10 protein-coding genes and 1 pseudogene are annotated in these 14926 nt (G+C 69.5%); 3 read left to right on the forward strand and 8 right to left on the reverse strand.

Annotation, left to right across the window (positions count from 1 at the left end; translation table 11 throughout):
* Nucleotides 1-99: 99 nt before the first annotated feature.
* On the reverse strand, nt 100-789 hold the full coding sequence (locus tag ACIRC0_RS24480) for a TetR/AcrR family transcriptional regulator (protein WP_403619217.1): 690 nt from the start codon (nt 787-789) through the stop codon (nt 100-102).
* Nucleotides 790-822: 33 nt separating this feature from the next.
* Nucleotides 823-1965, reverse strand: a complete 1143-nt coding sequence (locus ACIRC0_RS24485; RefSeq protein ID WP_403619220.1) for an FAD-dependent oxidoreductase — start codon at nt 1963-1965, stop codon at nt 823-825.
* A gap of 587 nt (nt 1966-2552) precedes the next feature.
* On the opposite strand from ACIRC0_RS24485, the gene ACIRC0_RS24490 reads away from it, so the two are divergent.
* Both ACIRC0_RS24490 and ACIRC0_RS24495 read left to right on the forward strand, forming a co-directional pair.
* Nucleotides 2553-3707, forward strand: coding sequence for a hypothetical protein (locus tag ACIRC0_RS24490; protein WP_403619223.1), 1155 nt, complete (start codon nt 2553-2555; stop codon nt 3705-3707).
* A 248-nt stretch (nt 3708-3955) separates the two neighbouring features.
* Nucleotides 3956-4135: a hypothetical protein gene (locus ACIRC0_RS24495; protein ID WP_403619226.1), complete on the forward strand. Its 180-nt coding sequence runs from the start codon at nt 3956-3958 to the stop codon at nt 4133-4135.
* 103 nt (nt 4136-4238) lie between these two features.
* Here the strand turns inward: ACIRC0_RS24495 and ACIRC0_RS24500 are convergent, their stop codons facing one another.
* The 3 genes from ACIRC0_RS24500 to ACIRC0_RS24510 form a co-directional block, all read right to left on the reverse strand.
* Entirely contained in the window at nt 4239-6857 is a 2619-nt protein-coding gene (locus ACIRC0_RS24500) for a LamG-like jellyroll fold domain-containing protein (protein WP_403619229.1), read from the reverse strand.
* Nucleotides 6858-7261: 404 nt separating this feature from the next.
* Entirely contained in the window at nt 7262-8314 is a 1053-nt protein-coding gene (locus tag ACIRC0_RS24505; RefSeq protein WP_403619232.1) for a PP2C family protein-serine/threonine phosphatase, read from the reverse strand.
* Between the two features lie 419 nt (nt 8315-8733).
* Nucleotides 8734-8934 carry a hypothetical protein gene (locus tag ACIRC0_RS24510; protein ID WP_403619235.1) on the reverse strand — a complete coding sequence of 67 codons (201 nt, stop codon included), beginning with the start codon at nt 8932-8934 and terminating at the stop codon, nt 8734-8736.
* 1130 nt (nt 8935-10064) lie between these two features.
* Here ACIRC0_RS24510 and ACIRC0_RS24515 point away from each other — a divergent pair.
* Nucleotides 10065-10264, forward strand: a pseudogene (locus ACIRC0_RS24515) (IS5/IS1182 family transposase); the annotation flags it as partial.
* A gap of 154 nt (nt 10265-10418) precedes the next feature.
* Here the strand turns inward: ACIRC0_RS24515 and ACIRC0_RS24520 are convergent.
* The 3 genes from ACIRC0_RS24520 to ACIRC0_RS24530 all read right to left on the reverse strand — a co-directional run bounded on the left by ACIRC0_RS24520 (nt 10419) and on the right by ACIRC0_RS24530 (nt 14758).
* A complete protein-coding gene (locus ACIRC0_RS24520) occupies nt 10419-11300 on the reverse strand; it encodes an SDR family NAD(P)-dependent oxidoreductase (RefSeq protein WP_403619238.1) in 882 nt (293 codons plus the stop codon).
* Nucleotides 11258-13876, reverse strand: coding sequence for an NACHT domain-containing protein (locus ACIRC0_RS24525; protein ID WP_403619241.1), 2619 nt, complete (start codon nt 13874-13876; stop codon nt 11258-11260). Before ACIRC0_RS24525 ends, ACIRC0_RS24520 begins: the two co-directional genes overlap by 43 nt.
* 129 nt (nt 13877-14005) lie before the next feature.
* Complete coding sequence (locus ACIRC0_RS24530; RefSeq protein ID WP_403619244.1) at nt 14006-14758, reverse strand: class I SAM-dependent methyltransferase; 753 nt, start codon at nt 14756-14758, stop codon at nt 14006-14008.
* Nucleotides 14759-14926: the final 168 nt, after the last annotated feature.

A 14926-nucleotide genomic window follows, 5' to 3' on the forward strand; every position in this document is an offset into this window, starting at 1 on the left:
CCGCCGACCGGAGGCAAGATCGAATCAAAGCCTCCCCGCCGTCCGCCGTCGGCAGCCATGGGCCATCGGGCCCAGCTCCGACCTGTCACGCCGTCCACGTCAGCTCTCACGCGGAGTGTCGAGGATGCCATTGATGATCGTGCGGAAGGTCCAGGCAAGGCGTTCTTCCGGAGCGCCGGAAACGAGGTCGTCACCGAGCGCGGCGACCCGGGGATGAGCGAGCGGGGAGGCCGCACCCAGGGCCTGGACGAGCGCGGTGTGCTCCTGCTCTGCTTCCAACGCGCTGTCGCGGGCGGACTGCTCGGCGGCGGTGGCGGTGGCCACCAGCAGCAGGACGTCCACCCCCCAGGCCGCCTGGGCGTCCGGCGCGCCGCCCTCGTGCAGCAGCGTGAGGACGGCCTCGACCAAGGCCAGATAGTTGGGTCCCGAGGGTCGGGCCACCAGGGCGGAGTGGGCGAGAGCGGGGTGGCTGAAGAGCACGCGGGTGTAGGAGTCGAGAACGGCGCGCAGACGCTCACGCCAGTCCCCGGGCTCCTGCACCGGGGACAGGTCCACGGCGCCGAGGAAGTGCTCCAGGATCGCGGCGTGCAGTTCAGCCGCGTTGGCGACGTAGACGTAGAGCGAGGCGGGGCCGGTGTCGAGTTCCTGGGCGAGGCGGCGCATGGTGACCCGTTGCAGGCCCTCGGCCTCCATCAGCCGGACTGCGGCGGCGACGATGCCCTCGTAGGTCAGCGCCGGCTTGGCCGGTCGCTCGCGGCGGCTGCGAGGGCGGGAGGCAGGCGTGCTCATGCCGGTCACCCTAGCGTCCGCGTTCGTCACGAACTAGTTCGCGGGACGGGCTGTGAACTGCTCCAGCAGGCCCCGCATCGGGTCCGGCCCGAACATCATGGCCAGGCTCTCGGCGGAGGCGAAGGCGGAGGATTCGCTACGCGGGAACAGCGCGCTCTCGTAGGCGGCGAGCGCGGCCTCGGTGTCGCCGGGGTGGTCGGCCAGGGCCCGGCCCAGTTCGGCACCGTCGAGCATGGCGAGGTTGGCACCCTCGCCCGCGAACGGGGACATCAGGTGGGCGGCGTCGCCGAGCAGGGTGACGCCGGGGACGCGCTGCCAGCGGTGGCCGACCGGCAGGGCGTGGATGCGGCGGCCGACCAGCGGACCCTCTGCGTCGGCGACGAGGGCACGCAGCAGCTCGCCCCATCCGTCGAATTGGGCCAGGACGGCCTCCTTGCCGGCATCGAGGCTTTCCAGATCGAGAGTGTCCAGCCAGTCCTCCGCCGCGCGGAAGGCGGTGTAGACGTGCACGCTTCCGTCGGTCTCGAGGTGGGCGAGGAAGCCCTTGCCATCGGCAAGAGAGAGGAAGAAGCCGCCGCCGATGAGGGCGGCGATCTCAGGGTGGCGGATGGCGGCGTCGTGGAGGTCGGCCTCGACGAAGGAGATGCCGGTGTAGGTGGGGGTCGCGTCGGACAGCAGCGGGCGGGTACGCGACCAGGCGCCGTCGGCGCCGACCAGCAGGTCGGCGGTGATGGTGGTGCCGTCGGCGAACGTGACCTCGTGTCGGCCGTCGCCCAGGGGGTGAACGGCGGTGGCCTTGTAGCCCCAGCGGACGGTCCCGGCGGGGAGGGAGTTCAGCAGCAGGTCGCGCAGCTGGCCGCGGTCGACCTCGGGGCGGTCGAGCGCTCCGTCGTCCGCCTCGTCCAGGAGCACGGTGCCGTCGGGGGCGACCAGGCGCATGGCTTCGCCGCCGGAGTGGATGAGGGTGCAGAACTCTTCGTGCAGGCCGGCGATGCGCAGCGCCTCCTGGGCGGAGTCGTCGTGGATGTCGAGCATGCCGCCCTGCGTGCGGGCCTCGGGTGAGGGCTCCAGGTCGAAGAGGGCGGCCTCGATGCCGTGCACGTGGAGGACACGGGCGAGGGTGAGGCCGCCGAGTCCGGCGCCCAGGACGGCGATGGGGAAGTGCTGGCTGGTCATGGTGTCGCTCCTCAAGCCGGACGCGCGTGGGGACGGTGGAGAACCCGTACTTGCGTGTCGAATGTAGCGAACATGTTCGCTACGAACAAGTTCGTTCACGCGACAACGGGCGATGCGGCCCTCGGCGACCGCGTCGGCAATCATCACGGAAGACTGCGCACGCCAGGGCCGTACCCGCGCCCGCTCAACGACGCCTGGCAGCCTGCCGGTGTCCCAGCACTGACTCGCAGGGGCGGGCTGAGACCCCAGTGCCACCCTCGGGATCGTTCGTGTCGCCGCGCTCGCCGGCCTCCCCGTTCTCTGGCACGGCCTCCGGAGGAGCAGCAGTGCTCGCCGTGGTCCACCAACGGGTTTCTACGGAGGTCCGTGACCGGATGCCGCCTCACCACATAGGACACTGTCCAAAGCTCCTCCTCAGCCACGCGGATAGCCGGTTCATGCGCAGTGAGCACCAATCGCCGAACTACCTTCTGCTGGAAGCCCATACGGCCTCGCGACACCGTCATTCGTCCAACACGTGCGCGGCAGCCCGCCAGAATAGGCTCGTCAGAGCACCATTCATCGCGTGTCCGCGGAGGAACAGCTTCATGACCCGCTACTGCGTCGACCTCGACCGGCACGAGCTGATGGCCACCTGGGGAACCGGTGAAGGTGACCTCGCCATCCGCGTCGCCGCTCTACCGGTCGACGCCGGCACTTCCACGCTCCTGGCCTTGGCCCGCGCCCTCACCCAGCTCTCCGACGCCGCATGGCGCACCTATACACACCCTGCCAGCGCTGTCGGCTCCCTGGAACCCGATACCGAAGGCTGGCGCCGCGAGGAGGAGCGCAAGCACTTCAGCAAGGTCGTTGACGCGATCACCAGACCACATCTGCCCAGCGGCGGCACGCTGATCGTCTCGTACAGCCCCGTCCTGGAGTCCGCCCACCGTGTAGGACGCGCCCTGCACAACCTCGACCACCCGCAGCTCGCGAAGGCCGTTCTCGCCGAAGCCGCCATCGAACTCGCCGCAGTGGAGAATGCAGAACTCGGCGATCTCAGCGGCCGCGCCCAGCAGGCCGTTCTCCTCAGCCGCGAGGACGCCTCCCCCGTCCAGGTCGCGGCCGCTGACCACCTCTTCCAGCAAGACCCCTTCGGCCCGGCCGAACTCTTCCGTGACATCGACCCGACCGCGGCCGCTGTCGCGGCGGCCCACTGGCTGGCTGCAGCAGCAGAGGTCGCCGCCGAGGCCTCTGGACAGGACCCCACCGAGGTCGTCGTCGAAGCCGACGATATCGAGGCTCTCCCTCACGAGACCCCCACCCTCGTCCTCGAGCTCCTCGGCGACGGCGCCACCCCACACGACGCCGTCACCAGCCTCGTCCGCCATGCCATGCACATCACCGACGGCCTGTTCCCCGACCCTGCTGCCCTGCGCGAGCAACTCGACGATCTGGAGGAAACAGTCGCCGAGTACACCGGCGAAGACGAGTACGACCTGGCCGACGTCGCCCTGCGCCTCACCCCCCTGGACCCCAAGCGCCCCGCGCGCGATCTCCTCGAAGACCTCCTCGCGGGCATCTACGGCTGCTGGCTCCTCCACAGCGAGTACACCGACTACGGCGATGACGAGGGACCCGGCGCCGACGGCTCTGGGGAACGAGATGACGAACGCGCCGAACAGCAACAAAAGCGCAGCCGTGAACGCTTCGCCCAGCTGGTGCGTGAAGCCGCCGCCCACCACCACGACCGGCTCATCTGACTCCACCGGCCCGCGCCGCGCTCCCCTCTGCAGAACGAAAGACGTCGCTCACCCGCACCGCGAACGGATCGCGCACCTCTCCAAATCGGTTTCCCGCTGCCCCACGCGTGATGGTCTCCCTCCCGCCCGGCAACGCGCCGCACCGACCTAGGTGGCCCTGGACGCAAGCCGGATGATCAGCTGCCTCCGCCGACGGCGCCGACGCCTACTGCCTCGACATCGACCCCGACCTACGGGTGATCCGCCTGGTGGCCAAGGCCAACGGCTACTTCGACGACGGCGCCGCCCTCGCCCGGGTCCCGCACCTGGTCCGCCGCGGCACGACGTACGCGGTCCGGATCCTCGCCGAGAGTGCCCGCATCCAGGTGTTTCTCAACGGCACGCGGATCATCCCGCACTCCCGGGCTGTGGCGAACAGGTGGCCATAGAAGCACAGGGCCACCTGGTCCGCCCGCCGTTCCACGACTGCGAGGTGCGCCTCAGCCGCTGTGGGTGCGCTCGGCCACGCCGGCGGCCGCCTGGGCCATCGCCTCAGGTCAGGACGAGCTCCAGTACGGTGACCGAGAGCGGCGGCACGGTGCTGGTGAAGGACGCTGCCGCGCCGGTGACGGTCCTCGTCCTGGGCACCAATGTGTCAGGTTCCGTAAGGGTGTTCGTGGTGGCGCGCGAGGGGCCGGTCAGGACCGTCGCGGTGGCCTGCCTCTTGACCCCCTTGGCCAGTCCTTTCAGTTCGACCGGCACGTTCACCTTCTCCGTTCCGGAGTTGACGACCGCGAGGTAGAGGCGGTTCCCGGAGCGGGTGGCCACGGTGGCGAGGCCGGGCAGCGCACGTGCGGTGGCCGGCAGCACCGTGTTGCCGAGCCTGCTCGTCAGCATGTGCTGTGCCCAGTAGCTGGGCGACACGTAGCTGGTGAGGTTGTCGTAGGCGATCAGGTTGGTGGCCCAGACGTTGTTCTTGACGTGCGAGAAGAGCGGCGCGTAGCACTCCATGAGGACCTGGTCCGAGTTGCGGATCAGCCCGGCCAGCCAGGCGGCGTCGCCGAGCGCCGCGTTGAGGTCGGGTGTGGGGCGGCCCTCCTGCGCGGCCCACTCTCCGACGAACACCTTCGTCGAACTGCGGTCCCGGTTGTCGTACTTGTGGGTGGAGGCCTGGGCGGCGGATGGCGCGAGGTAGTAGTGCTCGTCGATCAGGTCCGGTGTGCGGCTCGTCACGGACGTCGTGGCGATCAGCTTGAGATGCGGGTACTTCGCCTTGATCGCGTCGTAGAAGGCCGCGAACCGCTCGTTGTACGACCCGGAGGAGTCGAACCAGTCCTCGTTGCCGATCTCCACGAACTCCAGCGGGAACGGTTCCGGATGTCCGTCGGCGGCACGTCGTGCGCCCCAGGTGCTGGTGGCAGGGCCGGTGACGTACTCGATCTCGTCGAGTGCGTCCTGGACGAAGGGCTCCAGCGCGTCGCCGGTGACGTGTTCGCCCTTGAGCGAGTAGCCGGCGTAGACGGCGAGGACGGGCTGGGCGTGCATGTCCTCGGTCCATTGCAGGTATTCGAGGAGTCCGAGGCCGTCCGTGGACCAGTAGCCCCAGGCGTCGTCCATGTGGCCGGGGCGCTCCCAGACCGGACCGATGGTGTTCTTCCAGTTGAAGCGTGTCGCAATGGTGTTGCCCTCGAGGAAGTTTCCGCCGGGGAGGCGCAGGAACTTCGGCTTCAGAGCGAGCAGTTTGTCCATCAGGTCGGTGCGCAGGCCGTTGGGCCGGTTGTTGTAGGTGGGCGGGAAGAGGGACACGTGCTGGAGCCACAGGGTCTCGCCCGCGGCGGCGGGGTCGGCGGTGGTGACGGTCAGCCTTGCGTCGCCGACCACGGGGGTGCGTGAACCGGTGCGCAGGGTCAGCTCGATCGGGCGGTCCGGGAAGGCGGTGCCGATGTGGGGTACGTGGGCGGACGCGTACACCGTCGCGCCGTCCGCCGACTCGATGGCGACCGTGAGCGGGCCGATGCGTCGCGACGCCTTGGCGAACAGCCGGGCGGTGTAGGCGGTTCCGGGCCGTACCGGTATGCCCCAGAAGCCGTCGTTGGCGACGCCGGCCCGGTTTCCGGCCCCCGCGCTGCTCGGCAGCACGACCTTGAGGGAACGGTTGAGCGCGGCGTTGAGCGGGGTGGCGGTGTCGAGTGCGAGGGTCGTTCCGCCGACCGCCGACCAGTGGACGGGCGACGTGTCGCTGGCCATCATCGAGCGGTTCTGGACCAGTTCGGCGTAGATGCCGCCCTCGCCGGAGTGGTTGATGTCCTCGAACATCAAACCGGGGAGGATGGGGGACACGGCGTGCGCGGGGTTGGCGACGTCCACGCTCAGCAGCGGCGTCGTGGTCTCCACAGGGACCCCGGCCAGCGCCGCCACCTGGTCGGAGGTGAGGACGGACGGGAACATCCACACGTCGTCGATCAGGCCGTGCCACTGGTCGACGTGCCCACCACCGTAGAGCGCACGGCCGATCGCGGTGTCGCCGCTGCCCGCCCAGCCCGCGGTGTAGGCGGTCTCCCCCTCCAGCACGCCGTTGACGTAGAGGCGAATGACGCCGGCGGTCGGGTCGCTGACGCCGACCAGGTGGGTCCAGGTGTTGGTGGTGGGCGCTGAAGCGGCGGCCGCCACCGCGGCACTCTGCGTGGCGTCCGAGTCGAGCCGGGCGAAGGCGAAGGTGCCGGTGTCGTCGCGCAGCCCCAGGTAGAAGGCGCTCACGACCTTGCCGTCGATGCTGACGGCGGTCTGGTAGCCGCCGAGTTGAGCGAGGTTGACCCAGGCGCCCACCGAGAATCCCTTGGAGGTGTCGAGGGCCGGTCCGGACGCCGTGGCGTTGCCGCCTCCCGTGAGGCTCAGGCTGTGGGTGCCGACCTTGCCGGTGCCCCAGCCTGCCGCGCCCTGGAGCGTCGCAGTGCGACCGTTGCCGGAGGAATCGGCGGCGGAGGTACCGGAGCCTTCGTCGAACGTCCAGTGGGCGGCTGCGGCGGGGAGGTCCGCGGCAGTGGCGCTTGCCGTTGTGCCGGTGAGTTCGGCGGCCCCGGCGGGAGCGGCGGCGGCGAAGGTCCCGGCGAGGGAGGCGGCGCCCAGGACGGTGAGGACGGTTCTGCGGGGCATTCCGGCTTCTGAAGGCATGCGGCTCATTCCTTTTTGACGGACCGTTGCGTTGCGTACCGGCCGGAGCAGGGCAGCCCGCCGAAGCTGTCAGCCGTCCTCGTTCGATATGCCGTACGTTGATCGCTACTTCGAGCAGCAGGGATCTTAAGGTGTCGGCGAGACCCGTCAATACCCCTTGTATGGCAATGCTTTTCCAGGTCCCGTCCGCCACGCGGTTCTCAACAGGCAGACGCAACAGGACTCCGTTGGATTGCGCCGGCTCTCGGGGGCTGGAGGGTGGTGGGTGTTGCCGGGCGCTGTCGCAGCCCCCTTCGGACAGGGGCGCCCGCCCTTCGGAGAGGACGCACCATGCGATCGAATCGGAGGTAAAAGATCTTTTGGAACGAGTTCCGGCAAACTCGCGCAGGTCGGAGCCTCGGCTCTCAGCTGCTCAGGCGCCGCCGGGCGACGAGGGCAGCGATGTCGTCGTCGAGCTCGCCGCCGCTGTAGGCGATCAGGTCGCGGTGGAGATGGTCGAGGAGCTGGTGGGGCGCCTCGCTGCTCCATGAGCGGATGCGTTCGACGAGGGGATAGAAGGCGCCGGAGCGGTCGCGGGTCTCAGTGACCCCGTCGGTGTACAGCAGGAGCTGGTCTCCCGGGTGGAAGGGGGCGAGGTCAACGTGGTACCCGTCGCCCACCAGCATGCCCAGGTTGAGCGGCGGCGAGGGATCGGCGGGCTGCAGCTCCCTGACCTCGCCGCGGTGCAGCAACAGCGGGGGCGGGTGGCCGCAGGTGACGGTCCGGACGACCGGTTCATCGTCCGGGATCTCGGCGAGGAGGGCGGTGATGAAACGTTCGACGTTCTCCGAGCCCGGGACCTCCGGGTACTGGCGAGCATGGCGGCTCATGCTCGTCTCCAGGCGGCGCGCGAGGTGGGGCAGGTCGGGCGCGTCGTGGGCGGCCTCACGGAAGGCGCTGAGCAGCGTCGCGGCCGCCTGGATCGCGAGCAGGCCCTTGCCGCGTACGTCGCCGATGAGCAGCCGTACGCCGTACGGGGTGCGGATCGCCTCGTACAGGTCGCCGCCGATCCGGGCTTCCGCCGCGGCCGCCAGGTACAGGCTCTCGAGCGTGACGGGACCGAGGTGTCGCGGCACCGGATGCAGCACTGCCAGCTGGGCGGTCTCGGCCACCGAGCGGACCTGAACCAGCTGGTGGGCGCGTCGGCCGAGCAGGCGGTTGAAGAAGACGGCGAATACCGCAATCGCCGCGAGGGTGGCCAGCTCGGAGTAGGCGGTCGCATCCTGCAGCGAATCGAAGTCCACCATCAGGCCGACAAAGATGGCGCACGCACCCACTCCGATGAGCACGGTCCCCCACAGAGGCAGCAGGGCGGCGGCAGAAATCATGGCCGTGGCGAGGAAGGCGTCCGGCCTGACGTCGCGCGGTGTGAAGAGGCCGACGGACAGGCCGATGACCAGCAGCAGAGCAGGCAGCACGGGCAGCAATCTGCTCCGCACACCAGCGCTGCGCGCGACTCCGCGTTCCCCAGGAGACCTCGCCACCGTGCCGCTCCCAAGGTCGCACAGGTCGAGCGGCAGCCCAGGCCCGGAAGCCCGGCCACCGGTTTGGGTAATTTTATCCCGTTCGCCCGTAACCTACGGACGACCCGGTGAGCGGTGGTGACGCACAGGTGCCACCAGGTCACGTACCGCTCGGCGACAAGATCAATGGACCGTCATGGGCGACGCCGTCCACGCCACGAGTCCGGCCTTGGGCGTCGGCGCCGGCAGCGCACTGCGCGACGGACACGTCATCGGCGGTGAACTCGGGCCGTCGCCCGGGGCGACAAGGCACTCGTGGACGGGTAGACGCCTACGAAGAGGCTCCCGACCCAATCGCAGCTGCCCGCCTTCCGTCACGTGGCGGACAGGCTCCACGCCCCGGACGAGCGCACCTGGTAGTAGCCGCGGCCCGGCCACTGGAACGTATGCTCTCCGGCGCGGCTCTCGGCCACCGTCACCCAGTAGGCGAGGCGGTCGTCCAGCGCCTCCAACTGGATCAGGCCCGGGCCTGCGTAGTGCAGGACGCCCGGGCCCGGTTCCCCTCGGTAGTGCACGACATCCGATCCGGTCCCGTTGATCTCGTCATGGAAGCGCGGGACCTCTCGCAGCGGTGCCGCACTCGCCGTCCATGCCTCCCGATCGCCAGCGGCAAACACGCGGAACGCGGTCGCCTTGTTCCCCTCCGGCAGCGGTATCCGCGCGGTGATGGGGGTGCCGTCACCGGACAGCCGGTACAGGCGCGAGGAACGCCCCTTCCTGCCCTCGAAGCGCAGGTGGACGCGGCCTGCCCGGTGGCCGAGAAGACCATCACTGCCGGGCGGTACGACGGCATTCTCAGCTGATGCGTGTGCTCGCCGCTGCCTCCCTTCCCGCTGACCTGCGGCTGGGGGGAGCGCACCGGCGTCGTCGTGCGAGGCTTGGCCTCGCCCGGCCGTGCGCGGGCTCCGCTGCCCGGCCCCGGCCGCGGAGTGACCGGGCGCGCGCTCTCCGCCAGGCGGACCGCGTCCGCCGCGCACACGGCGATGTTGCGGGCGACACCCCCAGGAGGCACCCAGCTCACCTGCCGGGTGGCCCGGCCGTGCCGGGCGTCGAAAAAGCACAGCGGCATGCGCTCCGGCAGCGGTCGGCCGGCGAGCAGGGCGTCCAGACAGGCCAGCGCGTGCCTGCCCTCGTCCAGTGCGCGCAGGACATCGAGTGCGTCCGCCCGCGTCCGGTCACCGATGAAGTCCCGCTTCGCCTGCTCGTATGCGTCGAGGGCACGCGCCAGTTCGGCTCGCATCCCATCGGTGGCGCCGGGCTGACCGGGGCTGAAGGAATGGACGTCCAGAGCCTCACCGAAAGCGGTGATCTCGGCCTCGATCTCAGCGAGCGCCGACTCATCGCGTCCGCGCCCGTGCCATGGCCACAGTCGGCGCAGTCCCCCGCCCACCCCTCTACGCATGGTCGCAATCATGCCGCATGGCCCGGCAGGCACGGCCTGACATTCAGCAACCGAGGCCGCAGCGGCTTCCCAACGGAGAAGTCAGGCTCGAGGGACTGCGCTCGGCGCTCGGTGGGAGTCGAACGGGACTGCCGTTGATCAGCGGGGGGAAAGAAAGACAGAGCAAGATCCCCCTGGTCAGCTGCGTGAAGCAGCGCAGCAGTATCCAAGTGCACCCTCACGAAGCACCAGTAGGTCTCAGCTCGTCGATGGCTTCATTCCCGCGGCTTCGCGCCGCGCATCGCACGCAGGAGAATCGAGTCCTCGACCCGCCTGGGGCGACACCGGTGGACCACCGAGCGCACCGTGAGCAGGTAGCCTTCCGCCGCCTGCGCCGGCGCTATGAGTACAAGTCCGAGCGCTTCCTCGCCTTCGCCGCAGCCCTCGTCTGCCACCGCCGACTCGCCGGGGGACGACCGAGATCAGCGCCACTCCGGCAGGATGCCGGCCCGTCGACGAAGCAGGTCCCAGCTGCCTGGCCCAACGGGACAGAGGGATGTCAGCCAGGCCGCCGTGTCGGAGCTTACGGCCTCAGTGCTACCGGCTCTGTGAGTCGCTTCAGTCGCTGTGCTTCTCCGAAGTCGTCTCATCCGCGTCAAAGCGCGTGGCATCGCGCTCGTCCGCCGCGTCGGCGTACAGGTCAAGCAGCCAATTGTGCAGGCCGAGCCCACCGTCTACCGTGATCACCGATCCGGTCATGTACGCGGCCATCCGCTCGTCGCTGAGGGCCAGCACCCAGTGCGCGACGTCCTCGGCGGCCCCGAGCCGGCCCAGTGGTACGGGACGGCTGGAGCGCTCGGCGTGTGCGCGGGACCGTTCGCTGCCGTTCGACCAGGTATCGATGGCACCGGGGGCGACCGCGTTCACGCGTACGCCGTGAGGGCCGAGTTCCACCGCCAGCTCCTTGACGAGCATGGCCAGCGCGGCCTTTGAGGTGCTGTAGTCGGGGTTCATGCGGATCGCGTCAGAGTGCAGTGAGAGCACGAAGACGATGGATCCGCGCCGACCGGTCGCCAGCCACCGCCGGGCCACGTCCCGTGTCAGGAACCATGGCCCCTCGATGTTGGTGGCGTACGTCCTGCGCAGGTCCTCGGGCTCGATCTCGAGGAAGGACTTCCCGGACCGGACGGCGACATTGTTGACCAGAACGTCGACGGCACCCCCTGCGAGCAGGCGCGCTGCCAGCCCCTGCGGGTCGGAGCCGACGTCCGCACAGACAAGCTGTGCCCGTTCCGTGCCGCCGAACTGGGCGGTCAGGCTCTCTTCCGAGACGTCGACCGCGCAAACGGTGGCTCCCTCACGCAGGAAGCAGCGGGCGACGGCCAGGCCGATCCCGTGACCGGCTCCCGTGACGACTACCCGCGTTCCCCTGAAACGCCGTCCCTCCGGCCGGGGGACTACCGCGTCCGGTTCTGGTAGAAGGTCTCCAGGGTTCTCCATATGGCCGTGTAGTCCTTCCTTCGCGAGGAGTCGTACCAGGATGGTGTGTCGGCCCGCAGCCCTGCCTGCCGAATCGAGCGGCAGATGGCCTCGTTGAGCACGTCACGCGAATGGCGGCCGGTCGCCTCTGCGGTGTAGGGGCACAAGCCGAAGCCGCACTCCTCCCCGCAGGGCCCCTCGGCGGTGAGACGCGAACGGTACGCCCGGCTCGACATGCACAGTGGCAGACTGCTTCGGAGACTGTTGGAATCACGCTTGCTCTGTTCGGCCTTCTCGTTGTGGTTGAGCCAGAGGGTGACCTCGCCCAGCAGTTGCAACGCCTCCGGGGCCAGCGACGACACGGCGGATCCGCTCAGGCTCTCCTCCGAATGCCACAACAGTCGGGCCCAGGGTTCGTCCGCGCAGCGCAGGGCGAGCGCTGCCATGGCCCGGACGAAGGGGTGGCTGTCCCGCCGGGCGTCCCGCAGAGCACCCAGTGCCCCCACGGCGCTGGGGTTGTGGTGCAAGCGGCGGCCCACTGCCTGGACAGCCTCAAGGCGGGCGTACCAGAACCTACCGGTGCGCAGCAGTTCGCAGGCGCCCGCGTCCGGAGGCAGTGCGGGGTACCGGAAGGCGGCAAGTTTGTATCCCTGGGCCAGCGACGACTCGGCGCCGAGCGCGCCGGGCGCGTCGCGCACGGTGATCTGCTCCAGGCAGCGCCGCAGTTCCAGCAGATGGCCCGCCGCCCGGTCCTTCGCGGCGCCCGAGGGCAGACCGTCGGCGAGCGCCGGGATGAACCAGAACGCGCGTTCCACGATGTCGCTCCCACCGGTCGGGCCATCGGGCGTCCGCATCCGGCTGGTGAAGCCGTCGACGAAATGGGCCACACTCATGTAGCGGTCGATGTCCGGCTCGGCCAGCAGCTGGGCGCAGGCCCAGCGTGCCACGTACTGGTCTTCGCGATCCAAGATCGACCACAGGAACGCGCCACTGTCCGGGACGTCGAGCAGGCCGACGAACGGCACCGCCGCGCCGCGGTCCACGGGCCGGGCCCCTGCCCATAGCCGCCTGTACAGCCGCAGACACTTCCGTTTCAGGCGCGCGTCCGACAGGGCGGCGGCGACCGAAGCGAGCATGTTGGCCACGGAGAGGTTCCTCAGGGCCGGCGCGTCCGGCGGCAGTTCCTCGGCAATGTCCATCAGGCGGCGGGCGCAAGCCGGGGAGGGCTCACGTGACAACGCCATCTCCAGCGCCAGGACGGGTTCGCGCATGGCCGTCCCGGCCAGCACTGTGGCCAGGAAACGCCGTCCGCGACCGCTGCCCAGGCTCTCGGCCGCGCTCAGCGAGGCGACGTGGCTGAGGACCAGCGGATGCCGGAAGGCGACCTGCCCGCCGTCCAACCCCATACGCAGTAGGCCGATGCTCTGGGCGGCACGCAGTACCGCCAGCAGTTCGCTGCGGTTCTGCGGCCGCCTGCCCATACCGGGCGAATCACTGGCGGACAGGTACTCCTCCACGCCGCACACGGTGTGTCCGAGCCGGATCTGCGTCCAGGCGATCGAACTGAGCACACGCATAGGGCGCTCGGACACCGCCGCCTGGCTGGTCCGCCGGGCAATCACCCGGTCCAGAAGGGAGACGCGGCGCCCCAGAACCGAGCCGGGGAGGCCGGCGACCTCGGACAGTTCGGCAAGGGGGAGCTCGCGGCACAGGACGGCGTAGAAGGGAACCTGGTTCAGCTCGAGCCGGGTGGTGAGTTCGCTGCCGAGGGGCGAGGGGATGCCCCACTCGGCGAGCCGGGCGACCGTGTCGGCGACCGGCAGCGCGGGAATGGGGAACCGGTAGCCGGGCAGGACGGCCGGCAGCGACTCCGGCCGCGCGGCAAGCACCAGCCCGACGTCCTCGTCCGCTATGCGGTCCAACAGGACGCGGGTCAGCTCCCGCACGTCGACGAAGCCGACTTCGCTTCCCATCTCGTCCAGCGAGTCGACCAGGACAATGACGCGTCGCTGCTCTCTCGCCTTGCGCCAGATCTTCTCGCCATCGCTCTCCCGGGTGACGAAGCGGTCGATCTGGTTCAGGAAGCCGGCCCTGGCCAGGGCTGTGACACTGTCGTCAGGGTGTCGGCCCCGCATCGACAGCATCACGGGTACGAGCCCTTGTTCCGCCAGCCGCATGGCGAGCCGGTGGAGGAGCATCGTCTTGCCCGAGCCGGCAGCCCCTGTGACGATCAGCGGCACGCCGGCAGGGCCGAACCGCAGCTCGGTCTCCAGCATGGCGAGAATTCCCGGGGGTTCGACGAACTCGTCCGCTCCGGTGCCCGGCCCGATGTCTGCCATGAGCCGCCGGGGGTTCTCGCGGATCCGGCGCAGATGACGGCGAAGGACGATCCAGCGGGAGATTGTGCCGATCCACAGCAGCGACACCAGGAAGGCGACGATGATGCTGGACATCAGGTTGGTGACCAGCCCACAGGCCACAGGCTGCCGCGTGCAGACGCCGTTTGCGTCGCCGTCCCCGAGCGCTTCGTACCCGAAGGCCGCAGCGCCGACCAGAAGGGCGGCGACGGCCACGGACGCGATACGCTGCCGCCGCACGGGCGGCCACCAGAACGGCCGTAGGTCACCGATTTCGGCCAGAGCGCCTGTCAGCCTTCTCCTCAGCACCTTGTCCCCCGGATCTCTTCTGCGGGCGTCCCCCTCCGCGTCGGCGTCGCGCCGCTCGGCTCAGTGCGGCCACCGTGCATCAATGTCGGTGACCGAGCCGGCCTTCGCAGCCATCAGCAGCCCCATCTTCCGGACACAGACACCGCCGAGGGTCATCAACTCAGCGACCTGACGCAGCCGGTTGCCACGGCTCGGCGGCACGCCACTGCCGCCGGGGGCCGTGGCGATGCGTCGGTAGACGGCCAGGCTTCCGCTGCGCCCCTTGTATGCGAAGTCCCGGCGAGGAAGCAGTACGGTCATGATCGCAAGCGTGACCTCGACGGAGTAGAACGCGTCGTGGATCGCGAGCCAGCCTCCGGGCCGCAGCTGACGGCAGACACGCCGCAGGTCCTGTGCCGCATCGCGGAAGCGGTGCGAACCGTCGACGAAGACCAGTCCCGCCCCACCGAGGACTTCGTCCGGAGTCTGCGCCGACCGCATCCGCAGATGCCTCACGCGTTCTTGCGCACTGGCGAGCGCGAGGTTTCTATGGAACTCCAGGTGCACCGCCTCGGAATCTGCACCGGCACCCGCGGACCTTCCGGGCCTTGGGCCGACTTCGTCACCCTCGAAGGGATCGACGGCGTAAAGAACGACGCCTTCAGCAGCGCCCGAGAGCAACGAAAGCGTAGACCGCCCCAGGAAAGATCCGAATTCCACGATGTGCGCCCCGTCGGGAATGCGCGAAGCCAGCTCAGAAAGAATTCCTGCCTGCTTCAGTGTGAGCCAGCCGGCAACATGGGAAACGATCTCCCTGACACTTTCCTCTGTCATGGACGACGTGCACCGGTACTTCATTCGGCAACCCCGATTGCGACGTCGACCCGGAGAGTGCAACCGAGAGTGACATGCTACCGAGTGTCTGTCAAGATGTCCTGAGACTTGCGGACTTGACGGAAATGACGGCTCGGCCGGTCCCTCTCGTCCCGGCCGTCACAGCTC

Origin of the sequence: Streptomyces sp. NPDC093984, from assembly GCF_044764595.1 — a bacterium.
In the GTDB taxonomy this organism is placed as follows: Bacteria; Actinomycetota; Actinomycetes; order Streptomycetales; family Streptomycetaceae; genus Streptomyces; species Streptomyces cynarae.

Excerpts from the sequence above, each read along its gene's own strand:
- ACIRC0_RS24480 (WP_403619217.1), bottom strand. The coding sequence starts at position 789 with ATGAGCACGCCTGCCTCCCGCCCTCGCAGCCGCCGCGAGCGACCGGCC.
- ACIRC0_RS24485 (WP_403619220.1), bottom strand. The coding sequence starts at position 1,965 with ATGACCAGCCAGCACTTCCCCATCGCCGTCCTGGGCGCCGGACTCGGC.
- ACIRC0_RS24490 (WP_403619223.1), top strand. The coding sequence starts at position 2,553 with ATGACCCGCTACTGCGTCGACCTCGACCGGCACGAGCTGATGGCCACC.
- ACIRC0_RS24500 (WP_403619229.1), bottom strand. The coding sequence starts at position 6,857 with ATGCCTTCAGAAGCCGGAATGCCCCGCAGAACCGTCCTCACCGTCCTG.
- ACIRC0_RS24520 (WP_403619238.1), bottom strand. The coding sequence starts at position 11,300 with ATGGAGAACCCTGGAGACCTTCTACCAGAACCGGACGCGGTAGTCCCC.
- ACIRC0_RS24530 (WP_403619244.1), bottom strand. The coding sequence starts at position 14,758 with ATGACAGAGGAAAGTGTCAGGGAGATCGTTTCCCATGTTGCCGGCTGG.